Here is a 23,217-nt window from a genome sequence, read left to right on the forward strand (position 1 = left end):
CGGGAGGGAGAGTTCACGACCAGAATCCCAAATACCGCGAACGAAGCCTCGGACCGCTCTCGGACGGCCTTACGCAGGACGAGTCGTCGGAATACGCCTCGGCGGGCGGGTCGGCGATCGTAGAGTCGGCTGATGCTTGATGCGATGCTCAACGGCCCGGCCTCGGTTGTCGACTGGTCGGAGCCGGACAGCGTGCTGGGGACGTACGTGGCCCAGATGGACCGGCTCAGTGAGGCGGTCGACCCGGGGGTTTCGCTCAGTCTCAGCGTGCACGGGCTGCTGGTCACCGGGGAGCTGATTCCCCAGTGGCAGTGGTTCGCCGAGGTCAGTGAGCTCAACGACCACTCCGACGCGTTCTACGTCGGCACGGCCGAGCACGTGAAGGAACAGTCCGACCTCGCGCACGACGCCATCAAGAGCCGCGACACCGGCGGCGAGGTCACCCACCGCCAGCACACCGCGCTGATGACGCCGACCCGCTACATCCACCTGCGCAACGCCAGCATCAACAGCCCCGGCTGGCTGGAGGGCAAGGGCGGCATGCTGTGGCGCGGCCGCCTGGCCGACATCTCAGGCTGGACGCCGGGCTGAGCCGAGCTCATCGGGAACTGAGGGACCGCACCGGTCGCGTCGGTGGCCTGCGGCGGCCGAACAGCTTGCGCAGGAAACGCCAGCCGCCGCCCGCGTCGGACACCAGGCGGTCGCCGACGATGGCCCACTCGGCCAGCAGGGACGCGGCCCGGTCCATCGTGCGGCGGGCCTGCTCGAAGTCGTCGGTGTCGTGGCGCAGCAGCCACAGGCGACGCGCCTGGTCCCACGCCCGAGCGCGGGTGACCGTAACCAGCATGCGCTGGCTCCAGTCGTCGAGCGGCCCGACGAACTCGTCGAGGTCGCGCTGCCAGGCGGTCGAGAAGCCGCGGCGCAACGGCGGGATCTCCTGGTAGAAGATCTCGTTGACCAGCAGGTAGTCGGGGTGGATGACCTCGTCCTCGGGTTCGGGGGCGCCGAGCTCGTTCCACGTGCCGATCAGCGCGAGGGCCAGGTCGTGGTTGATGTGCGCGTTGACGCCCAGCATCGCGGCGGCCAGCCGGCTCATCCTCGTGTCGGCGGCCCGTTTGAAGAGCACCTCCCAGACGTCGGGGGTGTCCTCGTTGTCGTCGTTCCACAGGTTGAGGGCGTCGAAGTAGCGCTTGGCGAACTCGACGTCGAGCAGCTCGAGGAACTCCGGCTGGTTGACCCCGGTGACCAGCGCGCCGTCGACCCGGCGGGTGATCTTCAGGTAGAGCTCGTTGAACGCCGAGACACGGTTGGCGGCCGGGCTGGGCGGTAGCTCGTCGAGGATGGCCTGCACGGTGACGAGCATGGTGATGACGTCACCGATGCCCTGCGGATGGTCCTCGAGGGCCGCACCGATCCGCTCGTGCAGCGGAGTCCACCCGCGCCCGGCCGGGATCTCCAGCGTGGACAGCTCGAGCCGCTTGGCCCGGAACACCTCAGCACTGCCCCGGACAAGCTCACGATCGAATGGAGTGGTCATGCGACACACTCTTCGCGATCACCCGTCCTTCTCGCCACCACATTGTCGGCAAGTCGTCCGCGAGTTCCCTCACAGAGCGCGTCGGCCCCGGGCCGGCCATGCACGGGAAGTAGCTGCCAGCCGGTTGCCCGCGGCACCGTCGGACAGGCTGGACTGCCACTACGGGCGCGGCCGGCTCGTCCGCTACTCCTGGCACTCTTGTTCGCCGGCACCGCGTCTTACATATATCTTGTGCTTCTCCTCGACGCCCTCCGGGAGACTCCGAGCACCTTTCCCTTCCAATTTCTCGATGTTTTTGTCCCCGGTGGCGTCGGCCAGCACGGCGAGCACCGTGAAGGGCTCACCGGGCTTCTCCTCGGGGATGCCGAGGGTTACGTTCTCCGCCGTCCAACGATGTAGCTCCGGCACCGTCGGGAAGAAATAGTATCTATGCTCGTCGCTCACCACGGTCAACCACAATGTCCGGCCTTGAGGCACATCGCCGGAGCCGCGAAAGGAAGCACAAAGTGGTGGCCCGGCGACCGGGTCGATGACAATGGGAGTGGCCTGCGATCGGGGTGCGGACGGAGCGGCGCCCCGCGTCGGATCGGTCGTGGCACCCGACGACTGGTCACCGGTGCCCGGGGGCGGGCCGGCAATCGGTTCGGGATCGGCGGCATTGACCAAGAGATATACGAGCAGCAGAACGACAACGACCACGCCGGCACTCAGCGCGATGATCAATCGAGCCATGTGACGTTGAGCGCGGCCCCCGGGCTCGCCGGAATCCGTGCTGTACCGCCCGGTCGCCGGGCCTTCAGGTGTCATGTCCACGTCTCACCAGCGTCAGGGTGACGACGCGTGTCGTCGCCGGGCCGCGATGCTCCCACGGCCGGCAACCGAACAGAAATCGATCAATGAGCCTTTCCGTCCTCCGCGAGCCGGATTCTCGACCAGGTGGAAGACGATCGCGGTCAGGCTCCGCGGGCGGCAGCACTGGTTGGGCAGGATTTTCCAGGTCTTGAGAGGTCATCGGCAGATTCACCGATCGCGCGGATCCAGACGTGCCGGCGGGTGGCGCCGCACACCGGGTCCACATCCGACCACGACCTGCCGCAGGACCTGCACAGTCACCATGAAACGACGCAGTGATCCGCTCGGCGGCGGAGGCCGATTCCACGGCAGAGTGATCAATTTCTATTCGATCGCGCGTCGTGGCAATATCGCGACCCGGCGACGACGTACATCGTCCCGACGGCGATGAGAAATAGAGGCGCTGATGAAACATGGTCACGCACCGGCACATTCCTTGGCCGACCGGGTCGGCGGCGACGCGGTCGCGATCCGGTGAGCGAACGGACTGCGAACCAGCGCGCCGTCTTCGCGGGATTCGTCCGCGATCTGATCGTCAACATCCTGGGGAACATCGTGGCCGCGGCCGGACTGTTCCTGCTCGCGACCGGTGGACGATTGATCACCCGCAACGAGCAATTGATACGCGTCGCCGGGGTGACCGTCGCCATCGGAGCTGCGGTCGTGCTGACGATCAGTTGGGCTGCCGCACGGGGCGGTGACCGCCTGACCCTGCTGCTCGCCGCCGGTGTGACCCTCGGCGGAGTCTTGATCGCTCTGGGCTTGCTGACGCCCGCGATCCCGCTGTGGCTTCGCGCCGTCATCAGCCTAATCGGTCTGGCGATCACGGGGTTGGCAGCGACCTCATTGCTCGCCCACGAGGAGCCCACCGGATAGCCGGCCGACGCCGACGGTCGGCACCGGCGCGGGCTGTCGTCACCGAAGACCGTTGATCAGGGCTTCCAGCAGGTCGGCCCGCGATGAGAGCCCGGAGGCCGACACCCATTCGTGCCGGGCGTGCGCTCCCCCGCCGGGAGGCGCGAGCCCGTCCACCGTGGGCACGCCCATCGCCCCTGTCGTGTTGGTGTCCGCCGCACCGTCGGCCGGCGACCCGCCGATGGTCTGACCGATCCCGGCGGCCACCTCGGCGATCCGCGCGAGCAGCCCGGTCGTCGCGTCGCTCTCCCGCCATGTGGGCCGCCGCGCCAGCAGCTGCGTTTTCACCACGGCCTTGTCCCGTACGGGGGTGAGCCCCGCCAACGCCGCAAGAACCGCTTCTTCGTTCTCGAGATCGGTGAATCGCAGCCCCAGATCGGCGTGCGCCTGCCCGGCGACCACATTGGTGCGCCCGCCGCCGGCGATCGTCCCCGTGTTGAGCAGCACCGGACGTCCCGCCACCACCGCCCGGAACGCGACGAGCTGATCGACCAGCTCGTCGATGGCGTTCACTCCCGCTTCCGGGTCGAGGGCGGCGTGCGACTCGATCCCTGTCACCGAGATGCGGGCCCGGGTGCTGCCGCGCCGCCCGGTCTTCAGGTCCCCGCCCGGGTGCGGCGGCTCCAGCCCCAGCACCGCCGACGCCCGTCCGGCCTCGGCGCGCACCAGGTCCCCGGCGGTCGGCGAGCCGATCTCCTCGTCGGCCACCACCACAACCCGTACGCCCGGGTGGGGTCGACCTGAAGCGACGACCCTCGAGACCGCGGCCAGCAGCGCCACGAGACCGGCTTTGGTGTCGTAGACGCCCGGGCCGCGCACGACGTCGCCGTCGACGGTGAACGGCATCTCGGCCAGGGTCCCGGCCGGCCACACCGTGTCGTAGTGGCTGAGCAGCAGCAACGGGCCGCCGGTGACGTCACGGGCGGGCAGGTCCCAGAGCAGGTGATCGCCTTCGCGCGAGACCGCGAACCCCGCCGTGGTCGCGTCGGCCTCGAGCACCTCGGCCAGGGCGGCGAGCGCGCGCCCGTCCCCGGTGGGCGACTCGAGCAGGGTGTACGTGCGGAGGGCGTCGATCATATGCGAACGCTAAGTTTCCGGCCGGGCGTTGTCAAAACGCCCACACGGGTGCACCATGACGATTATACGTTTCGTATCTTTGCTTCAGGGGTGTTCGGATGATCGTGGTGCGAGGCCTGGAGGGGTTGGGCGAGTGGTCGGCGGCGTCGGCCCTCTATCGTCGCGTCTTCGCCTATGAGCAGCCGGAATTCGGCATCAGTCCGCGCCTGCTGGCCGCCCTGGGCGAGAACGCCGGCTCGGTGCTGGGCGCCTTCGGCGAGTCGGGCGAGCTGGTCGGTTTCTGTTACGGGTTCAGTGCTGTCGAGGCCGGCGAGCTTTACCACTACTCGCAGGCCGCGGTCGTCGCCCCCGGCCTGCAGGGCGCGGGCCTCGGGCGCCGGCTCAAGCAGGCCCAGGCCGACGTCGCCCGGTCCACCGGGGCGCGCACGATGAGGTGGACCTTCGACCCGTACGCCCTGCGGAACGCCCACTTCAACTTCACCGTTCTCGGGGCCACCGGCATCAGGTTCCTCCCCGACTACTACGACGACGGCGATTCCGACCGTGTGCTGGTCTCCTGGGATCTGACCGGGCAACCGGCCCGAAGCTCCGAGACCGCGGCCGTGCACATAGAGGCTGACGCACGATTTGCCGCACCCGACCCGGCCGAGCGCGCCCGCCTCCGCGACGACCTGATCAAGCGGTTCGACGCCGGTGACCGCCTGATCCGCGTCGAGCACCACGACGGCCGGGCCGTCTACACCTTCGAGCGGGCGGCGCGATGACCGCCACCTCCCCCGCCGAACGGTTCGATCGCAACGTCCAGCGCCGCTCGGCCCAGGTGCTCAAGCAGCGCGTCCTCGACCAGCAGCGCGACGAGTTCGGCAAGGCCCTCGCCTGGGCGGCCGAACACGACGCGATCGAGCAGGCCGCCGCCCGCATCGTCTCGGCCCGGCGGCGCTACCTGCTCGGCAACGGCAAGTCGCTCAGCTACGCCGCGCTGCTGGCCGCCGACCTCAGCGCCGGGCTCTCCGGCGTGCATCTGGTCGACGGGGCCACCGTTCGGCCGCTCGACGTGCTCGGTGACCTGCGGCAGGGCGACCTGATGGTGGCGATCTCGATGTCCCGCTACCGCCGCGAGACCGTCGCGGTGGCCGAGGCGTACGCGGCTCAGGGCGGGGAACTCGTGCTCATCACCGACGCCGAGGACGCACCGCTGACCTCCCTCGCCGCGACCCGCGTGGTCATCGGCACCGACTCGGCGTCGTACGCCAGCTCGCCCACCTCGGTCGTGCTGGCGCTGCACCTGCTCGCCACGCTCACCATCGCCAGCTCGAAGGGCGCCGGACGGCGTCTGCACGAGCGCGACGTCCTGGCCGCCCACCTCAACCTCTACGTGGACCCCACATGATTCGCATCAGCGCCGTCGAACTGCGCCGCGTACGCCTGCCGCTCGTGCACGAGTTCCAGACGAGCTCGCACGCCAAGAAGTCCCTCGAGCACATCCTCGTCACCCTCACCTCCGACGACGGCACGGCCGGCTGGGGTGAGATCGCCTCGCCGAGCGGCCCGTTCTACTCGGCCGAGACGGTCGAGAGCTGCTGGGCCGTGGCCCGCGACCACCTCGCGCCGCTGGTGCTCGACCAAGAGTGGGACCACCCGGCCGCCCTGGCCACGGCGATGGCCAAGGTGCGCGGCAACCAGTTCGCGCGGGCCGGCTTCGACATGGCCGCCTGGTCGCTGTGGTCGGCCGCGCGCAGCACCCCGTTGGCGCAGGCGCTCGGGGGCACCCGCCGCGAGGTCGAGGCGGGCGTGTCTCTCGGCATCGAGCCCACCATCGACGACCTGCTCGCTCAGGTGGCGGCGCGGGTCGGCGAGGGCTACCGCCGGGTCAAGCTGAAGATCGCCCCGGGCTGGGACACCGAGCCCGTACGGGCGGTCCGCTCGGCCTTCCCGTCGGTGCCGCTGCACGTCGACGCCAACGGCGCCTACACGCCCGCGCACCTGCCGATTCTCAAGGAGCTCGACGCGCTGGGGCTGCTGATGATCGAGCAGCCGTACGTTCCTCGCGCCCTGGTCGACCTGGCCGAGCTGCAGGCCGGGCTGCAGACGCCGATCTGTCTCGACGAGTCGGTCGAGGAGGTCGACGACCTGATCACGGCGTTGCGGCTCGGCTCCGGCCGCATCCTCAACATCAAGGTGTCGCGGATGGGCGGTCTGACCCCGGCCGTACGGGCCCACGACCTCGCGGCCGAGCACGGCGTGCCGGTGTGGTGCGGCGGCATGCACGAGTTCGGGATCGGCCGGGCGGCGAACGTGGCTTTGAGCGCCCTGCCTGGCTTCACGCTGCCGTCGGACGTGTCGGGTTCGGACAAGTACTACGCCCGTGACGTCACCACCGAGCCGTTCGTCGCCCACGACGGCCTGGTCGAGGTGCCGTCGGCGGCGGGGCTGGGCCGCGAGCCGGACGAGAACTTCATCGTGGCGAACACGACGGGTCATCTGCGGCGCTGACCGGGCATTGTGGCGCGCGCCCGCGGGAAAATGCATCCTGCGGGCGCGATGATCACCCGATCGAGCGCGGGGCGGCGTACGGTAAGTCTGGTTTGCCTGTTTGACACTGCTTGGCGTGCGCAGACTGATCGTGAGCCTCCTCGCCACCACGCTGACCTGCGGCTCGGCCGCTCCCGCCCTGGCCGCGCCCAGCCCCGTGCTGCCGGTCCCCAGCCACGTCTTCCAGTGGACCGACCACGGGTCGCCGGGAACGGTGCTCAGCAAGGCACCGGCCGTGCTCCCGCCCGAGCTGCGGAGTCTCGCCGACGCCCAGCGGATCAAGTACGTGACCACTGACGTACGCGGAAGGTCCACGACCGCGACCGGCCTGGTGCTGACGCCGAAGGAGCGCCGGAAGAACAAGACCGTCGCCTGGGCGCACGGCACCACCGGCCTGGCCGACAAGTGCGCGCCCTCGACCAACCACGACGTGTTCTGGCCCGAGGCCCGGGTCGCGGTCGCCTCCCTGCTGCGGCGCGGGTGGACGGTCGCGGCGACCGACTACGCCGGCATCGGCACCCCCGAGCCGCACCCCTACCTGGTCGGCAACAGCGAGGGCCGGGCGATCATCGACAGCGTCCGGGCCGCCCGCAACCTCGACGACGGCCTGTCCCCGCAGTACGTGGTCGACGGCCACTCGCAGGGCGCGCAGGGGGCGCTGTTCGCCAACCAGCTCGCCGGCGCCTACGACGGCGAGCTGCGGCTGCGCGGCACGGTCAGCATCGCGCCGACCAGCGGCGTGGAGACCCTCGCGGCCCTGATCCCGCAGACCGAGGGCAAGGGCTATCTGGTGATGGCGCTGTACGGCCTGAACGCGGTCGAGCCGTCGTTCAAACCGGCCGAGGTCCTCGCCGCCCCGGCCGAACGCAAGCTCGGGGTGCTCGAGTCCGGCTGCCTCTACGACATCCTCGGCGCTTACGCCACCCTCACGCCGCAGCAGTTGCTGGTCGGCGGCGAGCTGCCCGACCGCTGGGTGAAGAAGCTGGTCGAATACGTCGAGCCGGGCCTGAAGCGGCCGACCGCCCCGGTCTTCGTCGTGCAGGGCGCCGACGACGTGACCGTCCCGTCCACCCTGACCGACGCCCTCGTCGAGCGCCTGCGGGCCTACGACGGCGCCTCCGTCCGCTACGACGAACTGCCCGGCGAGGACCACGACAGCTCCGTCATCGCCTCGGCCGACCGCGTCGCCAACTGGATCGCCCAGCGCTTCGAATAACGCTCTGACCTGGTAGAACACGACTAACCCTCAACCTGGACCCAAGGGTGAGGTTCAGGTTGAGGGTTAGACTTCTCTAGGCTCCCGCCCCGTCCAGACGCCGCAGTTGCTCGTCGCTCAGCTTCACGTCCAGCGCGGGCAGGGCGTCCTCGAACTGCTCCGGGGTGCGCGGGCCGATCAGCGGCAGCACGCGCGGCGAGCCCTGGTGCATCAGCCACGCCAGCACGAGCTGATTGGGCGTCACCCCCGACTCGGCGGCGACCTCGGCCAGCACGGCCAGGCGCGCATCGGCGTCCGGCCCGGCGTAGTCGCCCATCATGGCGTGCCCCTCGCGCTTGGCGGCGCTGTCGTAGATCCCCTTGAGGATCGGCGAGTAGGCGACCAGCGTCTGATCGTCGTGCTCGCCCAGATAGTCGAGCTGCTCGCCGTCGACGATGGAGACCGAGTCGGACGAGGCGGCCGGCCGCAGATAGGAGTGCTGCTGCTGCACGGCGACCGGCAGCGTCCAGCCGTTGCGCGCGCAGAGCTGCCGGATCCGCTCCAGCCGCCAGGTCCGCACGTTCGACCAGCCGAGGAACCGTACCTTCCCCGCCTTCACGAAACCGTCCAGCGCCTCGAGGGTCTCCTCCAGCGGCGTGGCCCGGTCGTCCACGTGCACGTAGTACAGGTCGACGTGATCGACGCCGAGCCGCCGCAGACTGCCGTCGAGCGCGTCACGCAGGGTCTCGGCGCCGGCCCCCTCGAAGGTCCGGCGAGCCAGCTCCCAGTTCGCGGTGCCGTCCGCCGTCCACAGATCGTTCGAGAAGCGCGGCACCGCGCTCCCCTTGGTCGCGAGAAACACCTGCTCACGCCGGTTGCCGTCGCGCAGCCAGCGCCCGAGCAGCTCCTCGCTCTGGCCGCCCAGGCTGCCCGGGCGCCGCCACCACTCGTAGCAGTTGGCGGTGTCGATGAAGGAGCCTCCGGCCTCCAGGTAGCGGTCGAGGATGTGCACCGAGTCGCGCTCGTCGGTGCGGCCGCCCATCTGCATGGCCCCGAGCGCCATCCGGCTGACCTGCTGTCCGGTCCGTCCCAGTTCGATCATCTGCATGGCCCGACGCTAGTTCTTCACCCGCGCCCCGGGTCAACCCATTTTCCCGTGCGCCTCCCCGCCTAGATGGGGGTCACCGACAGCGAGCCGATCCCCGCCACCGCCTCGATCTCCAGGCCACCGGACACCTCGTCCTCTCCGCGGGAGCGCAGCGTCCGTCCCCGGTCGATGTCGCGGTCGCGGTCGCCGTTGAGTTCGACCTCGCCCGCGCCGCGACGCAGGCGGACCTTCACGGGGAACTCGCCCTCGGTCTCGATGCGCCAGCGGTGCACGCCGCCGGCCATGCGGATGTCGATCTCGCGCTCCTGGCGGGGCAGGGTCAGCGCCAGGCGCTCGGCACCGCCGTCGAAGAAGAAGTCGCGGACCCGGCCGCCGGCCATCGCGAAGGTGCCGCGTCTGACGCCGCCCTCCATCTTGACCGTCCAGGTGATGCGCTCGTCGAGCACGACGTCCACCTGGGCGTCGCCGTCGCGGCCGTTCGGCTCGGCGGTGAGCTTCAGCGTGCTGCCGTCGAGGTCGGCGTCGGGGGTCACGCCGCCGTCCTTCGGGGTGCTGACGCGGGCGACGCCGTTGCGGGCGGGCCGGCCGAGCGAGACGTTCAGCTCGGTCACGTTCGAGGCCAGCACGAACGTCCCAGCGGCGAAGGCCGGACCGGGTGGGGCGGCGGGCGCCTCGGAGGTGGGCCGGGTCGAGGGCGGGGGCGAGGGCTTCGCCGGGGCGATCGAGACGGGCGGGTTGGTCGTCGGCACCACGACGATGCCGGCCTCGGCCGTCGGTTCCGGCTGGGGCCCGGGCTCGTCGCCGCCGGCCAGCCGCGCGACGACGACAGCACTGACCCCGAGGAAGAGCACCGCACCGGCCACCGCGACGAGGCGCCGCAGCCGTTTCGGGCGGGGCGGGTCGACGGGCGGTGCCTCGGTCGCGTCGGGCCAGTAGTCGGAGATCCGGGGAAGGGTGACCGGTCGTTCGGCGGGGCCCGCGTAGGTCCGGGTGTCGTAGTCGCCGGGCGGTTCTTGGTCTTCACTGGGCGGAGGAAGGTCGGAGCCGTCCATCGCACGCTCCTCGGGGCGGCCGCGGCACCCGCGGACCCGGGCGCCGTCACCGGGGAGTACGGGACGCGCCGGGCGGCAGTTCGATTTCCGCACCGGGAAACATCGAGGTGTTGAAGAAAGCCCGCCCTCTTGCCCCTGGCGGCATTCGCCGTAAGAATGCCTTTCCGGCAGCTTAATAAAGTCTTTGGCCGACACCCCGGATCGGATTCACATGCCCGACGAGGACAGACCCGAGCCACTGCGGATCGGCGGCTGGGTTCCGCCCTATCGCGACACTCGGGGCCCTCTCCGTCCCCCCGTTCCGCCGGGCCGGCTCGGCGCCATCGTCCGCCGCACGATCCCGGCCTCGATGTGGCCGGCGCCCTCGTCCGGCGGCGCCCGTTCCGATCGTGGGCGCCGTCTCGTTCTCGCCGGGGCGACCGGTGCGCTGATCGCGGTCGTGGGCCTGACCGCCCTCGGCTTTCAGGACGACGAGCCCCCCGGCGCGCCTCAGGCCCAGAAAGCCCAGAAAGCCCAGAACGCCCTGCCGCCACCGCTCGTCCCGACCGACCCCGTCTCGGTGCTGCCCTCCCCGTCCGCGAGCAGCAGGAGTTCCAGCCCGTCGGTCGGCCCGACCCACCGGCGCGTCACGGCCACGCCGACCCCTGGCCGGCGCCCGACCAGCCGGCCACCGACGAAGGCCCGGCTCGCGCCCGGCGAGACCATCGGGCTCGCGTCGGCCGCCTATCCCCGATACCGGCTGCGGCACCGCGACTTCGTGGCCCGCTTCGACGCCATCGGTGCCGGCAGCACGAGCGTGGATCGTCAGGACTCGCGATTCACCGTCCGGCGCGGACTGGCCGCCGAGGATTGCTTCTCGTTCGAGTCGGTGAACTTTCCCGGCCATTTCCTGCGCCACCGCAACTTCGTGCTGCGCCTCGACCGGCGTGACCGTTCCGCGCTGTTCGCCGCCGACGCCACTTTCTGCGCCCGCCCGGCCCGCGGCAATGCCGTATTTCTGGAATCGGTCAATTATCCGGGCCGTTTCCTGACCGCGCGGGACGGCGGCGTCCGCCTCGGACGCCGCGACCCGATCGCGTTCGTGATCAGCAACCCGGCCTGAGCCGGCCTATTCGTCGTCGGCGTCGTCGTCGAGCCACGGCCGTCCGACCGCGGACCCGTGGCCCGACCAGCTCAGCCGCACCACGATGTGTCCCTCGGAAGCCGTCCGAGCGAAGACCGCCGACTCGGACTCGGCCTTGAACTTGACGCCGAATTCGAGCTCGACCGTCTCGGGTGCGTCGGCCGCCTGGCGGAACGTCTCGAGCGTCTTGAGCGCGGCCGTCCGCACGTCGACGAGCGCGGTCTCGAGCGACTCGCGCGCCTTGAACACCTTGCCGTCGAACGCCACCTCACCCGACCCCGCGTCGGGCGCCTCGATCTCGATGAGGACGACGCTGCCGTCGTCGGCCTGAACCTGCAGGAGCTCGTTCGGCACTGAAAGACCCTCCTCTGGAGACGGACTTAGACCCTATCGGCATTTCCTGGCACACCACCGTATGTACGCCGGGTATACCCGGCGGGTATAACGGTTCGCATGACGGTGTCCTACGCCCTGCTCGGCCTTCTCGAAGAGGCCGACCGCCACGGCTACGACCTCAAGCAGTCCTACGATCGCCGGTTCGGCGCGGCCCGCCCGGTGCGCTTCGGCCAGATCTACCGCACGCTGGCCCAGCTCACCCGCGACGGCCGCATCGAGGTGACCGCCGTCGAGTCCGGCGCCGGGCCCGACCGCAAGCGCTACGCCATCACCCCCGAGGGCGTCGCCGACCTCGACGCCTGGCTGGGCGAGCCGGCCGAGCCCGAGCCGATGCTCCAGTCCGTCCTGTTCACCAAGGTCGTGCTCGCGCTGCTCTCCGGCCGTCCCGCCGCCACCTTCCTCGACGCGCAGCGCGTGAAGCACCTCGACGCGATGCGCGAGCTGACCGCCGAGCGCCGCCGCTCCCCCGGCACCCAGGCGGCGATGCTCGCCGACTACCGGCTGTTCCACATCGAGGCCGACCTGCGCTGGATCGACCACGCCGAGGCCCGGCTGGCCGCCCTGGCCGAGGAGGTGCGCGATGGCACCCCTGCTGACCGGGGTTGACCTGCACAAGGCGTTCGGCCGCACGCGGGCGCTGCGCGGCGCCGGGCTGACCGTGGCGGCCGGCGAGATCGTCGCCGTGATCGGCCCGAGCGGCTCCGGCAAGTCGACCCTGCTGCGCTGCCTGGCCGCGATCATCGCCCCCGACGCGGGCGAGGTGCGCTTGGACGGCCGCCGCATCGACGACCTGCCCGACCGCACGCGCACCGGCCTGCGGCGCAGCGAGTTCGGCTTCGTCTTCCCGTTCGGCCAGCTCGTCCCCGAACTGCCCGCCGCCGAGAACGTCGCCCTGCCGTTGTTGCTGGCCGGCGCCCCACGCCGGCGTTCCCTGGCCGCCGCCCGCGACTGGCTGACCCGGCTCGGCCTGCCCGACGCCGCCGACCGCCGCCCGGCCGACCTGTCCGGCGGCGAGGCCCAGCGGGTGGCCCTGGCCCGCGCGCTGATCGCCCGCCCCCGGGTCGTCTTCGCCGACGAGCCCACCGGCGCCCTCGACTCGGTCGCCGCCGACCAGGTCATGGACCTCCTGGTCGACGCGGCCCGGGCCCAGCGGACCGGCGTCGTGCTGGTCACCCACGAACCCCGGGTCTCCGCGTACGCCGACCGCACCGTCCTCGTCCGCGACGGCGCGGCATGACCGGCCGGACCGGCCGGACCGGCCGCGTAGTGCTGCTGGGCGTGCGGCTGGCGCTGACGGGCGGGCGGGAGGCCGCGATCCGCCTGCTCCTCACCGGCGCGGGCGTGGCTCTCGGCGTCGCCCTGATGCTGCTGGCCCTGTCGGCGCAGACCGCCGTCGCTCAGCGCGCCGAACGCATCGGCTGGCAGGACGCGGCGACCGTGGAACAGGTGCCGGCCGATTCCGCCGACGCGGCCCTCTTCCTGGCGGTCAGCGACTATCACGACGGCACACCGATGACCCGCGCCTACGTGGCCGCCCTCGGGCCCGAACCGCCCGTGCCGCCCGGCCTCGATCGGCTACCGCAACCGGGCGAGGTGGCGTTCTCCCCCGGCCTGCGCACTCTGATCGCCGCCTACCCCGCGCTCGGCGAGCGGTTCCCCGGCCGCGACACCCTGACGATCACGCCCGACGGCCTGGGCCACACCGACGAACTGGTCGCCGTCATCGGACGCACGCCCGCTGATCTTCAAGCCGTACGATCGGTGCGAGAGGTGCACGGCTTCGGCATCCTGCCCAGCGGCAACGCGTTCTTCCAGGTCTACCGCGCGCTCCTGCTCACGTCGGCCGTCATCCTGCTGGCCCCCGTGGTCCTGCTCGTCGTCACCGCGTCGCGCATCTCGGCCGGTCGCCGCGCCTCCCGCCTGGCCGCCCTCCGCCTGGCCGGCGCCACCCGCGCGCAGACCGCGGTCGTCGCCGCCACCGAAACCGCGATCGGTGCGGCCGTCGGCGTTCTGCTCGGCTGGCTGGCCTACCTCGTCGCCCGGCGCGTGCTAGCCGCCACCTTCGTCTTCGACGGCGGCCGTTTACCCCTCGACGACCTTCGCGTACGACCGTGGATCGTCGCCGCCGCCCTGGTCGGCGCCCCGCTCCTGACCGTCCTCGCCGCCGCCTGGCGATCGCCGGTTCCAACCGGCTCGCGACCACCCGGCCTCGGAACGCGCGGCGGGCCGACCGCCTGGACCGCGCTGCCCCTCGCGGCCGGGCCGGCGCTCGTGTTCGCCGGCGCCCGGCCGCTGGGCGCCCTGATCACCGTGGTCGGCGTCGTCGTGGCCGGCCCCTACCTGTGCGTCCTGGCCGGTCGGGGACTGGCCCGTCTCAGCCGGGGAGTCCCCTCCCTGATCGCCGCGCGCCGCATCGCCGCCGACCCCGGCACGACCTTCCGAGCCGTCGGCGGCGTAGCCCTCGCGGCCTGGGCCGCCACCGTCCTCGGCAGCACCACCGGCGCTCTCACCCAGCCTTCGGACCTCCCCCTGCGTCCCGGAGTCGTCCACATCGACACTGGAGGCGCGTCCGCCGCGGCCGTGGCCGCCCTGGTCTCCCCTGGCGCCGTACTGACCGGCCGCAGCTTCCGCGGCATGGAGGTGCCCTGCGCAGACCTGGCCCAGGTGGTCCACGTGACCTGCCCGCACCGCCCCGACGGCCCCCGGGTCGAGTCGACGCCCGGCGCGGTGATCGGTGACCTGTTCGTCCCGACCGACGGCACCCTCGCGGCCGAGAACGCCCTCCGCACGACCGTGGCCACCCTGATCCCCAACGCGATCGTCAACAGCGACCGCGACCCGGTCGGCGACGGCTTCACCGGACAGCGCGGTCTCGCCCTGGCCGCGTGCCTGTTCGTCCTGGTGGTCGGCGCGTGCTCGCTCACCGCGGGCACGCTGGGCGCCCTGGCCGAACGCCGCCGACCGTTCGCCGTACTGCGCGCGTCCGGCGTCCACCTCGGCGAGCTGCGCCGGGTGGTCCTGCTCGAGACGGCCGCCACGATGACCCTCACGACGGTCGCCGCGTTCGGCGCCGGGCTCCTCACCGCGTACGCGATGACCCGCACCGACCCGGCGCAGTGGCACCCACCGCAACCCACCACCCTGGCCCTGCTCGCCGCCGGCATCCTCGCCGCCCTGCTCCTGGCGGCGGCCGCGCTGCCCCTGCTCGGCCCCGTGACCCGGCCCGACTCGATCCGCTACGAGTAGGGCGTCGGCCGTCCGAGGTGGAAGCCCTGGCCGTGGTCACAGCCCAGATCCCGCAGGATGCTCTCCTGTTCGGCCGTCTCGATGCCTTCCGCGGTGACGGTCATGCCCAGCGCGTGGCAGGCGTCGATGATGTGCCGGAGCACGCCGCGCCGCCCGGCACCGAGCAGGAACTCGGCGGCCAGCTTGGCCTCGGTGAACGGCAGGGCGGTCAGCACGGCCAGGCTCGAATAGCCGGTGCCGAAGTCGTCGAGGGCCAGCCGCACGCCCAGGGCTCCGAGCGCCGCCAGCTCCGAGCGGTAGCGCAGCGATTCGGCCGTCTCGGTGATCTCGAGCTGCAGCCGGGCCGCGGGCAGTCCAGTACGGTGCAGGATGTCGGCGACGTCGCCGACCAGCCCGGCCTCGCGCAGCTGCACCGGCGACAGGTTGACGCTGATCAGCAGGTCGGGCCGGGCCGCACCCCACCGGCAGGCATCCTCGAGCAGACGGCGTCCGAGGGGCCGGATCAGGCCCGTACGCTCGGCGAGCTGGATGAAGTGCCCCGGCCCGAGCAGTCCGGCGTCGCCCGGCCGCCGCCAGCGGGCCAGGGCCTCGACCCCGATCACCGCACGGTCGGCCAGCCGTACGAGGGGCTGGTAGTGCAGCAGGAACTCGCCGCGCTCCAGAGCGGACGGCATGTCGGCGGCCAGCCGGTGACGGCGCCGCTCGGCCTCGGCGCGGTCGGGATCGAACACCGCGAAACCCTCCGGGCGCGCCGGGCCGGACAGCGTGAAACTCTCGGGCGCCCAGCCCAGCGCGAGCCGCGCGTCGTGCAGCCAGCTTCCCGGATCGACGCCGGCCGCGGGCCGCTCGACCAGACCCGCGGTGGCGGTCACGTGCAGGCGGTGGCCGTCGATCGGGAACGGCGGCGCGAGCACCCGGGTCGCCTGGTCAGCCACCTTGAGCACGTCGTCGGGCCCGCTGGTGCCGGTCACGAGCACGGCGAACAGGTCGTCGGCCAGGTGGGCGAGCAGACCGAGCGGCCGCAGCCGCCGGGCGACCGCGGTCAGCAACCGGGCGCCCCGGTCGTGCCCGAGCGCCTCGGTGAGCTCGTCGTAGCGGTCGACCCGCAGCAGCATCAGCCCGAGCCGCCCCTCACCCAGGTCGGCGAGCGTCTTGCGCAGGTGCTGCTCGTTGGGCAGCCCGGTGTCGGGCCGGTGCAGCACGGCCTGCTGCAGTTGGCGCTGCAGATCGAGCTGCACGGCCCGCCAGTGGATCTTCTCCGAGCGGTTCATCTCTTCGGCCGCGCGCACGGCCGCATCGCGCTGAGCGGCGACGAACCCGGTCACCAGCCGGTCGAGCAGTTCGAGGATCCGACCGCGGGAATCGTCGCCGAGCAGCGCCGGCAGCCGCCCGGCGAACAGGTGAACCGTCGTCCCGATCACGGGCGGCGCCGACATGCGCAGGTCGACCAGTTCGGCGCCGATGCGCGTGCCCGGCGCGGGGTCGAACGGCTCGGCCCGCACCGCAGCGACGAACTCTTCGAGCAGATCGTGCAGCGCGGCCCGCGCCCGAGCGCGCACTCCCGGGACGAAACCGGCCGCCGCGACCCCACGCAACCAGTCGTCGGTGAGCGCCGCGAGCCCGGTCATGCCTGTTTGCGGGCGAGGGTGACCAGGGCCGTGGGCTGCGGGGGCTCGCCGGCCTCGTCGGGGTCGGGATGCCAGTCGGTCGCGCTGACCACGCCCGGCTCGACCAGCTCGAACTCGTCGCCGATCAGCGCGGTGATCTGCTCGCGGGTGCGGATGACGACCGGGGTGGGCGTCTTCTCGTAGAGCTGCCGGGCGAGCTCCTGCCGTTCTCGGCCCTCGGGCGTCACCTCGGGGCCAAGGTGCGAGACGACCAGGTAGCTGCCGTTGACCAGCGGCTCGCCGAGACGGTGCAGGATGGCGGCCGGGTCGGCCTCGTCGGGCACGAAATGCAGCACGGCCACGGTGAGCACGGCCAGCGGCTCGGAGAAGTCGAACAGGTCGAGCACGTCCGGGTGGTAGAGGATGCTGTCGGGCTTGCGCAGGTCGCCCTCGATCACCCGGGCGTACGGGTTGCCGGTGAGCAGGCTGCGGCTCTGCTGAACGGCGATCGGGTCGATGTCGACGTACATGACCCGGGCCTCGGGGTCAGCGTCCTGGGCGACCTCGTGCACGTTGCCGAGCGTGGGGATGCCCGAGCCGATGTCGAGGAACTGGCGCACGCCGAGCGCGGTCAGGCGGCGCACGGCCCGGCCGAGGAAGGCGCGGTTGGCCCGGGCGACCAGCCGCGCTTCGGGGAACATCTTCTCGGCCCGGTGCCAGAACTCGCGGTCGACGGCGAAGTTGTGCACGCCGCCGAGCGCGTAGTCGTAGACCCGCGACGCGTCCGGCACCGCGATGTCCACACCTTCCGGCACCCATCCGTACGATTCGGTCATCCCCGCCCCCACGTCATATTGATGCAGACGGATAGTCTACTGCCCAAAGTGGAGCGATCGCTCGGCCACCACCCCGTCGTATCGTGATCGGGCCACCCATCCCGGCTGCCGCTCGGCGATCGCGCGAAGCTCCTCCAGGGCCACGTCGTCGCCGTGCCGGGCCAGCCCGGCCAGCGCCTCGACCCGGACCTCCTCGTCGCGGTCGTCGCGATGCCGGGCGTACGCGGCCAGCGCGCCCGAAGATCCGCGGTCGGTGCGCAGGATGTTGGCCAGGGCGTTGGCCCGCACCCGCGCGACCGGGTCGTCGGCCAGCTCGAACAGCGTGGCCAGGTCGTCGAGCCGCCACGCCACCTCGACCCGTACGGCCGGATCGGCGTGCCGCGCGAGCGGGATCAGCACGCTCAGCCCCTGCGGTTGGCGATATTCGGCGTACGCCTTGACCAGGCTCAGCAGCACCCCGGCGTCCGACTCGGCGGCCAGCCGTGGCCGCACCGCCTCGGCCGCCTCGCCCTGGAACGGCGGCCGCTCATAGCTGAGCAGCTCGACCAGGTCGGCCGCGAACCGTCGCACGAGCACCCGCGGATCGCCGATACGTGCGGCCGCCCACCGGAACTGGTCGATCGCGGGCTCCCGCGTCCCCAGCGCGACCACCGAGGCGAGCCAGTCGACCGAGGCCGGGTCGCCGTAGTGCAGCGCCCGTTCGAGCAGTTCCACGGCCGCCGGTTCCACGCCGAGCCGCCTCTCCAGCTCGGTGACGACGGCTCGGTGGGCCAGCCCGTAGACACCCACCCGCACGACCTGATAGCTGCCGTCGCCGTGCGGCACCCGCTCGGGGGCCCCGGCCGCGCCACGCCGCCGGGCCTCGGCCTCCTCGTCGACCGTCAGCCACCCGCGGGCCGCCTCGAGCGCCTCCGGCAGGGAAGGGAGCGGCTGATCCTCGTCCTCTGCCGTGTCGAGCAGGTCCTGCAGCATTTCCAGGTCTGCGTGCTCGGCCGCCCAGAGCACCCCTTCCGAGCCGGTCATCTCACGCGCCGATGCCCAGTCATCCCAGTTGATCATGGCGAGAGATATTACAAAGTGGAGAGTCCGTCGACCACGTGGGCGGCGATGGCCATGCTCGACGTGGCCGCCGGCGAGGGCGCGTTTCGCACGGCCGTGACCGGGCCGATCCGGTGGATGCGGAAGTCGTCGACCAGGCTGCCGTCACGGTCGAGAGCCTGGGCCCGTACGCCCGAGCCCGCCCGTTCGACGTCGGCCGCGCCGATCTCGGGCACGTAGCGCCGCGCCGCTGTCATGTAGGCGCGCTTCGACACCGACCCGTACATCTCCCGGATCCCCGTACGCCAGTGCTTGGCCGCCATGCGCCACATGCCCGGCCACGAGGCGATGCCGGCCAGGTCGGCCGGCGAGATGTCGCCCCACCCGTAGCCCTCGCGCGCCGTCGCCAGCACCGCGTTGGGCCCGACCTCGACCTCGCCGTTGACCCGCCGCGTGAAATGCACCCCCAGGAACGGGTAGCGCGGGTCGGGCACCGGATAGATCATGCCGCGGACAAGATGGGTCTTCTCGGGGCGCACCCTCATGTACTCCCCGCGGAACGGCACGATCCGCGGCGCCGCATCGTCCCCCGCCAGCCGCGCCACGAGATCGCTCTGGATCCCCGCGCAGATGACGAGCTGGTCGACCCGCACCTCCGCGTCCCGCGACGACACCACGAGCCCACCACCCGACGGCGTCACCCCGGTGACCGGGAAACCGAACCGGACCTCGCCCCCGGCCGCGATGACGTCGTCGGCGAAGGCCCGGCTGATCGCGGGATAGTCGGTGATCGCGGTGTGTGGCGAATGCAGCGCGGCGAGCCCGGTTGCGTACGGCTCGATGTCCTTGATCTCTTGCGGCCCGACCCGGCGCAGCCCCGGCACCTGATTGGCCTCGGCCCGCACGGCCAGCGCATCGAGCCGCGGCACGTCTTCGGGCGTCACCGCGACGACCAGCTTCCCACAGGCCTCGTACGCTATCCCGCGCTCGGCGCAGTATTCGCGCAGCATCGCGCCGCCCCGGGTGCACAACCGCGCCTTCAGACTGCCCGGCGGGTAATAGATGCCCGCGTGCACGACCCCCGAGTTGTGCCCGGTCTGGTGGGCCGCGACCCGGTCCTCCTTCTCGATGACCACGACCCGGGTGCCCGGTCGGCGCAACGTCAGCTCACGGGCGATCGCCAGCCCGACGATCCCCGCCCCGACCACGCCGACGATCTCATCCGCCATGCACACGGTCTACACCATCACACCGCCGAATGCGTACGGTCCCCCAGCGCGTCGTGCACGCGGTGCAGCAGATCACTGGCCGTGAACGGTTTCTCGACGAACGGGCTGCCCGGCGCGAGCATGCCGGACACGTCGAGCATGCCGCTGCTGTAGCCCGACATGAACACGACAGGCAGGTCCGGCCACCGCTCGTGCAGCAGCTCGGCCAGCCGCGGCCCGCTCATGTCGGGCATGACCACGTCGGTCACCAGCCCGTCGACCTGCCGGTCGCCCAGCACCACCAGTGCTTCGGGCCCGGTCGAGGCGGCGAGCACCTGATAGCCGGCCACGGTGAGGATGCGTGTCGCCGCCCGCATCAGCGCCGGTTCGTGCTCGACGACCAGCACCGTACGGCCGTCGCCCGACGGTGGCGCGGACCGGTGACCCGGCATCCCGGGGACGGTTGTCAGCGGCAGATAGATGCGGAACGTCGTGCCGACCCTGGGCTCGGTGTAGACGGCGATCGACCCGCCGGCCTCGCTGACGATCCCGTACGCCGTGGACAGCCCCATGCCGGCGCCCTTGCCCGGCTTGGTCGTGAAGAACGGTTCGAAGACGCGCTCGGCGACCTCCGGCGTCATGCCCTCGCCGGTGTCGCTGACCAGCAGCCGGGCATAGACCCCCGGCGGCAGGCCGGGCGGCCCCTCGGCGGTGTTCGCCTCGAGCACGAGCGTGCCGCCCTCGGGCATGGCGTCGCGGGCGTTGACGGCCAGCGCGTGCAGCACCTGCCGCAGCTGGCCCGGGTCGGCGTGCACGCTCAACGGGCCGGACGCGGGCCGGGTGGTGATGCTGACGTTCTCGCCGACGTCGGCCGCGAGCGCCTCGCGGGCCTCCTCGAGCGCGGCGTTCAGGTCGAGGTCGCGGGGCTGGGCGCCGTCACCGCGGGTGAAGGTGAGCAGCTGGCGGGTCAGGGCCATGGCCCGGTCGGCCGCCGAGCGCACATGCGCGAGGTCGTCGCGTACGCCCTGGTCCTTGGTCTCCTCGATGGCGAACTCGGTGTAGTTGACGATGATCGCCAGGATGTTGTTGAAGTCGTGGGCGATGCCGCCGGCCAGCTTGCCCAGGCTCTCCATGCGCTGCGCCTGGATCGCCCGGTCCTCCTCGGCCCGCCGCCTGTCGGCCTCCTCCTTGAGCGCGCTGATCTCCCGGGCGGTGATCGACGCGCCGGTGACCACGCCCGCGGCGTCCCGGATCGGGGCCATGTTGACCGACAGCTCGAGCGGGGAGCCGTTGCGGTGCACCCGGCGGGCCTCATAGTGGATGCGGCGCTCGCCGTGCCGGATGCGGGCAATCATCGAGAGCTGGTCGGCGGCCGCGCTCGCATCGCCCGAGAACAGCGACATCGGCTGCCCGATCATCGCACCCGCGTTGTAGCCGAACAGGCGCTCGGCGCCCCGGTTCCACGCCGTCACCCTCGCCTCGAGGTTCACGCCGATGATCGCGTCGTCGGTGTGCTCGACCACCGCGGCCAGGGTCGCCCGGTGCTTCTCGGCCGCGTTCAGCGCGGCCAGTTCGCGGGCGTCGGCCTCGGCCAGGCGGTGCTGCTCGCCCGGCGAGCTGTAGATCGTCCCGCCCTCGAGCAGCACCTTGTAGCTGCGGCGCAGCGTCCAGTAGTAGACGCCGACGGCGGCGGTGAACGCGTCCCAGATCGCCGACGGCCAGATGAAGGCCGTGCTGAGATGCTCGATGTCGCGGATCGCCGCGTACCCGTGCAACCCGTGCCCCACCGAGCAGGTGAAGAAGATCATCGCGGTGGCCACGCCGAGCGTGTTGCTGCGCAGCTGCCCCGCACGGGCGATCGGCACGATGATCGCCATCATGATCGCGGCGTACGCAACCATGATGACGAGGTTGCCGAGAAGATAGACCTGTTCCGGCACGATCGCCCTATCGGCCGTCGCGCTCCCGACCTGAGCCGATCTCGCAGATATGCAGCGCCGCCCGCCGACGCCGAGGAGCAGGCGGCCCGGCCGCCCGTCGAGGTGCAGCCCCCGCCCGGGTGGCCCGCTTGTGGCCGAGGCCGCTGACCCCCAACAGCCGGAACCTGCCGCCCCGGGCACAACAGCGCTCGGCCGACGCCGAAATTGTCGTACCCCCGGAGCACGATGGCCGCCATGACCGAGCAGACGCATCACCACCACGTCATCGACTACATCGAGATCACGGTCGGCGACCTGCCCGCGGCCAAGCAGTTCTACGGCGAGGCGTTCGGCTGGCAGTTCAACGACTACGGCCCCGACTACGCGGGCATTCGCCGCCCCGGCTCCGGTTCCGGTTCCGGCTCCGCTGAGGTCGGCGGCTTGCGCGCGGGCGAGACCGTCGGCGTCGGCGGCCCCCTGGTCCTGCTGTTCTCGTCCGACCTCGACGCGTCGGTCGTCGCCGTGCAGGCCGCCGGTGGCCGGGTCATCGAGGGTCCTTACGAGTTCCCCGGCGGCCGCCGCTTCCATTTCACCGACCCCAGCGGCAACGAACTGGGCGTCTGGGCCGAGAAGTAGCCGCAACCGTCAGCTGACGGCGGGGTCGACCACCAGGGTGCCGGCGGCAGTGTCCAGGCGCGCGGTGACGCCGAGGCCGACGGCCGACTGGTCGTCGCCGTGGCCGATGGGCAGGCCGCCCAGCACCGGGATCCCCAGGGAGGTGAGCTGTTCGCGCAGCACGTCGACGATCGGCGGGTAACCCGCGTCGGTGCCGTCGCAGGCGGTGAACTGACCGAGCGCGATCCCGCGCAGGCCGTCGAACCAGCCGGCGCGGCGCAGGTGGACCAGCATGCGGTCGACCCGGAACGGTTCCTCGTTGATGTCCTCGAGCAGCAGGATCGCGCCCCTCGTGTCGAGGGCGTGGCGGGTGCCGACCGTGCTGACCAGCATGGCCAGGTTCCCGCCGAGCAGCGTCCCCTCGGCGACGCCGTCAGCGCGGACGGCGTGGCTGGGTTCGGCCGGGTCCGCGCTGACCGTGATCGACTCGCTCCGGGTGACCACCTGCCGGGCCGACCGGACGGTCAGCGATTCGGGTCCGCGCTCGAACTGGCCGCCGGTCGGCCCGTGCACCGACACCAGGCCGGCCTCGGTCCACAGCGCCGCGTGCAGCGCCGTGATGTCCGAGAACCCGATGACCACCTTCGGGTCGGCCCGCACCGCGCCGAAGTCGACCCGGTCGACGATGCGCTGCATGCCGTAACCGCCACGCATGCAGAACACCCCGCGCACGTCCGGGTCGCGCAGTGCGTCGTTGAGGTCGGCCAGCCGCTCGTCGTCCGTGCCGGCGAAGAACGCGTGCCGCCCGCCCGCGTGCGCCCCGAGCCGCACCCGCAGCCCCCACCCCTCGAGGACCGAAACGGTGGCCGCGATGCGCCCCGCCTCACTGGCCCCCGACGGCGACACCAGCGCCACCAGATCCCCCGGCACCAGCCGACTCGCCTTGATCATGACCACGCAG

Annotated in this window: 23 protein-coding genes; 11 read left to right on the forward strand and 12 right to left on the reverse strand. The window is 71.8% G+C overall.

Features of this window, described 5'->3' with window-relative positions; all coding sequences use genetic code 11:
* Window positions 1–132: 132 nt before the first annotated feature.
* Window positions 133–591, forward strand: a complete 459-nt coding sequence (locus tag EER30_RS15185) for a GvpU-like protein (protein WP_127501065.1) — start codon at window positions 133–135, stop codon at window positions 589–591.
* 7 nt (window positions 592–598) lie between these two features.
* On the opposite strand, the gene EER30_RS15190 is transcribed toward EER30_RS15185, so the two are convergent.
* Window positions 599–1,537 carry a DUF5995 family protein gene (locus tag EER30_RS15190; protein ID WP_205650243.1) on the reverse strand — a complete coding sequence of 313 codons (939 nt, stop codon included), beginning with the start codon at window positions 1,535–1,537 and terminating at the stop codon, window positions 599–601.
* Between the two features lie 183 nt (window positions 1,538–1,720).
* Window positions 1,721–2,350 carry a hypothetical protein gene (locus EER30_RS15195; RefSeq protein ID WP_127501066.1) on the reverse strand — a complete coding sequence of 210 codons (630 nt, stop codon included), beginning with the start codon at window positions 2,348–2,350 and terminating at the stop codon, window positions 1,721–1,723.
* A 513-nt stretch (window positions 2,351–2,863) separates the two neighbouring features.
* On the opposite strand from EER30_RS15195, the gene EER30_RS15200 reads away from it, so the two are divergent.
* Window positions 2,864–3,265: a hypothetical protein gene (locus EER30_RS15200; RefSeq protein ID WP_127501067.1), complete on the forward strand. Its 402-nt coding sequence runs from the start codon at window positions 2,864–2,866 to the stop codon at window positions 3,263–3,265.
* Window positions 3,266–3,304: 39 nt separating this feature from the next.
* On the opposite strand, the gene EER30_RS15205 is transcribed toward EER30_RS15200, so the two are convergent.
* The gene (locus tag EER30_RS15205; RefSeq protein ID WP_127501068.1) at window positions 3,305–4,381 is read right to left on the reverse strand and encodes a M20/M25/M40 family metallo-hydrolase; all 1,077 of its coding nucleotides are present in this window, start codon (window positions 4,379–4,381) and stop codon (window positions 3,305–3,307) included.
* A gap of 98 nt (window positions 4,382–4,479) precedes the next feature.
* On the opposite strand from EER30_RS15205, the gene EER30_RS15210 reads away from it, so the two are divergent.
* From EER30_RS15210 to EER30_RS15225, 4 genes are all read left to right on the forward strand, one after another.
* Window positions 4,480–5,145: a GNAT family N-acetyltransferase gene (locus EER30_RS15210; protein ID WP_127501069.1), complete on the forward strand. Its 666-nt coding sequence runs from the start codon at window positions 4,480–4,482 to the stop codon at window positions 5,143–5,145.
* On the forward strand, window positions 5,142–5,771 hold the full coding sequence (locus EER30_RS15215) for a MurR/RpiR family transcriptional regulator (RefSeq protein WP_127501070.1): 630 nt from the start codon (window positions 5,142–5,144) through the stop codon (window positions 5,769–5,771). The genes EER30_RS15210 and EER30_RS15215 overlap by 4 nt, the downstream gene beginning before the upstream one ends.
* Window positions 5,768–6,874: an o-succinylbenzoate synthase gene (gene menC, locus EER30_RS15220; RefSeq protein ID WP_127501071.1), complete on the forward strand. Its 1,107-nt coding sequence runs from the start codon at window positions 5,768–5,770 to the stop codon at window positions 6,872–6,874. The genes EER30_RS15215 and menC overlap by 4 nt, the downstream gene beginning before the upstream one ends.
* Window positions 6,875–6,989: 115 nt before the next feature.
* Window positions 6,990–8,129, forward strand: coding sequence for an alpha/beta fold hydrolase (locus EER30_RS15225; RefSeq protein WP_240670025.1), 1,140 nt, complete (start codon window positions 6,990–6,992; stop codon window positions 8,127–8,129).
* Between the two features lie 76 nt (window positions 8,130–8,205).
* Here the strand turns inward: EER30_RS15225 and EER30_RS15230 are convergent, their stop codons facing one another.
* Window positions 8,206–9,216, reverse strand: a complete 1,011-nt coding sequence (locus tag EER30_RS15230; RefSeq protein ID WP_127501072.1) for an aldo/keto reductase — start codon at window positions 9,214–9,216, stop codon at window positions 8,206–8,208.
* A gap of 62 nt (window positions 9,217–9,278) precedes the next feature.
* On the reverse strand, window positions 9,279–10,268 hold the full coding sequence (locus EER30_RS15235) for a hypothetical protein (protein ID WP_127501073.1): 990 nt from the start codon (window positions 10,266–10,268) through the stop codon (window positions 9,279–9,281).
* Between the two features lie 211 nt (window positions 10,269–10,479).
* On the opposite strand from EER30_RS15235, the gene EER30_RS15240 reads away from it, so the two are divergent.
* Window positions 10,480–11,370: an AbfB domain-containing protein gene (locus EER30_RS15240; protein ID WP_127501074.1), complete on the forward strand. Its 891-nt coding sequence runs from the start codon at window positions 10,480–10,482 to the stop codon at window positions 11,368–11,370.
* Between the two features lie 6 nt (window positions 11,371–11,376).
* Here the strand turns inward: EER30_RS15240 and EER30_RS15245 are convergent, their stop codons facing one another.
* Entirely contained in the window at window positions 11,377–11,745 is a 369-nt protein-coding gene (locus tag EER30_RS15245) for a CU044_2847 family protein (protein ID WP_127501075.1), read from the reverse strand.
* 99 nt (window positions 11,746–11,844) lie between these two features.
* On the opposite strand from EER30_RS15245, the gene EER30_RS15250 reads away from it, so the two are divergent.
* The 3 genes from EER30_RS15250 to EER30_RS15260 are packed head-to-tail and all read left to right on the forward strand — an operon-like array spanning window position 11,845 to window position 15,033.
* Complete coding sequence (locus EER30_RS15250; protein WP_127501076.1) at window positions 11,845–12,393, forward strand: PadR family transcriptional regulator; 549 nt, start codon at window positions 11,845–11,847, stop codon at window positions 12,391–12,393.
* Entirely contained in the window at window positions 12,368–13,024 is a 657-nt protein-coding gene (locus tag EER30_RS15255; protein WP_127501077.1) for an ABC transporter ATP-binding protein, read from the forward strand. Before EER30_RS15250 ends, EER30_RS15255 begins: the two co-directional genes overlap by 26 nt.
* Complete coding sequence (locus EER30_RS15260) at window positions 13,021–15,033, forward strand: FtsX-like permease family protein (protein ID WP_127501078.1); 2,013 nt, start codon at window positions 13,021–13,023, stop codon at window positions 15,031–15,033. The genes EER30_RS15255 and EER30_RS15260 overlap by 4 nt, the downstream gene beginning before the upstream one ends.
* Here EER30_RS15260 and EER30_RS15265 read toward each other — a convergent pair.
* From EER30_RS15265 to EER30_RS15285, 5 genes are read right to left on the reverse strand one after another with little or no spacing between them, the layout of a single operon-like run.
* Complete coding sequence (locus EER30_RS15265; protein ID WP_127501079.1) at window positions 15,024–16,661, reverse strand: putative bifunctional diguanylate cyclase/phosphodiesterase; 1,638 nt, start codon at window positions 16,659–16,661, stop codon at window positions 15,024–15,026. The two genes, EER30_RS15260 and EER30_RS15265, sit on opposite strands and share 10 nt — an antisense overlap.
* On the reverse strand, window positions 16,658–17,476 hold the full coding sequence (locus EER30_RS15270) for an SAM-dependent methyltransferase (RefSeq protein ID WP_127501080.1): 819 nt from the start codon (window positions 17,474–17,476) through the stop codon (window positions 16,658–16,660). The genes EER30_RS15265 and EER30_RS15270 overlap by 4 nt, the downstream gene beginning before the upstream one ends.
* A 36-nt stretch (window positions 17,477–17,512) precedes the next feature.
* Complete coding sequence (locus tag EER30_RS15275; RefSeq protein ID WP_127501081.1) at window positions 17,513–18,535, reverse strand: HEAT repeat domain-containing protein; 1,023 nt, start codon at window positions 18,533–18,535, stop codon at window positions 17,513–17,515.
* 11 nt (window positions 18,536–18,546) lie between these two features.
* On the reverse strand, window positions 18,547–19,743 hold the full coding sequence (lhgO, locus tag EER30_RS15280; RefSeq protein ID WP_127501082.1) for an L-2-hydroxyglutarate oxidase: 1,197 nt from the start codon (window positions 19,741–19,743) through the stop codon (window positions 18,547–18,549).
* A 17-nt stretch (window positions 19,744–19,760) separates the two neighbouring features.
* The gene (locus EER30_RS15285; RefSeq protein ID WP_240670026.1) at window positions 19,761–21,662 is read right to left on the reverse strand and encodes a hybrid sensor histidine kinase/response regulator; all 1,902 of its coding nucleotides are present in this window, start codon (window positions 21,660–21,662) and stop codon (window positions 19,761–19,763) included.
* A gap of 234 nt (window positions 21,663–21,896) precedes the next feature.
* On the opposite strand from EER30_RS15285, the gene EER30_RS15290 reads away from it, so the two are divergent.
* Complete coding sequence (locus EER30_RS15290; RefSeq protein WP_127501083.1) at window positions 21,897–22,277, forward strand: VOC family protein; 381 nt, start codon at window positions 21,897–21,899, stop codon at window positions 22,275–22,277.
* A 9-nt stretch (window positions 22,278–22,286) separates the two neighbouring features.
* Here the strand turns inward: EER30_RS15290 and EER30_RS15295 are convergent, their stop codons facing one another.
* Entirely contained in the window at window positions 22,287–23,207 is a 921-nt protein-coding gene (locus tag EER30_RS15295) for a S66 peptidase family protein (protein ID WP_127501084.1), read from the reverse strand.
* Window positions 23,208–23,217: the final 10 nt, after the last annotated feature.

The sequence above is a fragment of the Actinoplanes solisilvae genome (assembly GCF_003999975.1).
Taxonomy (GTDB): Bacteria; Actinomycetota; Actinomycetes; order Mycobacteriales; family Micromonosporaceae; genus Actinoplanes; species Actinoplanes solisilvae.

Bases quoted from the DNA above. Each gene is read 5' to 3' on its own strand.
- EER30_RS15185 (WP_127501065.1), top strand. From the start codon at position 133: ATGCTTGATGCGATGCTCAACGGCCCGGCCTCGGTTGTCGACTGGTCG.
- EER30_RS15190 (WP_205650243.1), bottom strand. From the start codon at position 1,537: ATGACCACTCCATTCGATCGTGAGCTTGTCCGGGGCAGTGCTGAGGTG.
- EER30_RS15205 (WP_127501068.1), bottom strand. From the start codon at position 4,381: ATGATCGACGCCCTCCGCACGTACACCCTGCTCGAGTCGCCCACCGGG.
- EER30_RS15210 (WP_127501069.1), top strand. From the start codon at position 4,480: ATGATCGTGGTGCGAGGCCTGGAGGGGTTGGGCGAGTGGTCGGCGGCG.
- EER30_RS15215 (WP_127501070.1), top strand. From the start codon at position 5,142: ATGACCGCCACCTCCCCCGCCGAACGGTTCGATCGCAACGTCCAGCGC.
- menC (WP_127501071.1), top strand. From the start codon at position 5,768: ATGATTCGCATCAGCGCCGTCGAACTGCGCCGCGTACGCCTGCCGCTC.
- EER30_RS15230 (WP_127501072.1), bottom strand. From the start codon at position 9,216: ATGCAGATGATCGAACTGGGACGGACCGGACAGCAGGTCAGCCGGATG.
- EER30_RS15235 (WP_127501073.1), bottom strand. From the start codon at position 10,268: ATGGACGGCTCCGACCTTCCTCCGCCCAGTGAAGACCAAGAACCGCCC.
- EER30_RS15240 (WP_127501074.1), top strand. From the start codon at position 10,480: ATGCCCGACGAGGACAGACCCGAGCCACTGCGGATCGGCGGCTGGGTT.
- EER30_RS15250 (WP_127501076.1), top strand. From the start codon at position 11,845: ATGACGGTGTCCTACGCCCTGCTCGGCCTTCTCGAAGAGGCCGACCGC.
- EER30_RS15255 (WP_127501077.1), top strand. From the start codon at position 12,368: ATGGCACCCCTGCTGACCGGGGTTGACCTGCACAAGGCGTTCGGCCGC.
- EER30_RS15260 (WP_127501078.1), top strand. From the start codon at position 13,021: ATGACCGGCCGGACCGGCCGGACCGGCCGCGTAGTGCTGCTGGGCGTG.
- EER30_RS15265 (WP_127501079.1), bottom strand. From the start codon at position 16,661: ATGACCGGGCTCGCGGCGCTCACCGACGACTGGTTGCGTGGGGTCGCG.
- EER30_RS15270 (WP_127501080.1), bottom strand. From the start codon at position 17,476: ATGACCGAATCGTACGGATGGGTGCCGGAAGGTGTGGACATCGCGGTG.
- EER30_RS15275 (WP_127501081.1), bottom strand. From the start codon at position 18,535: ATGATCAACTGGGATGACTGGGCATCGGCGCGTGAGATGACCGGCTCG.
- lhgO (WP_127501082.1), bottom strand. From the start codon at position 19,743: ATGGCGGATGAGATCGTCGGCGTGGTCGGGGCGGGGATCGTCGGGCTG.
- EER30_RS15290 (WP_127501083.1), top strand. From the start codon at position 21,897: ATGACCGAGCAGACGCATCACCACCACGTCATCGACTACATCGAGATC.
- EER30_RS15295 (WP_127501084.1), bottom strand. From the start codon at position 23,207: ATGATCAAGGCGAGTCGGCTGGTGCCGGGGGATCTGGTGGCGCTGGTG.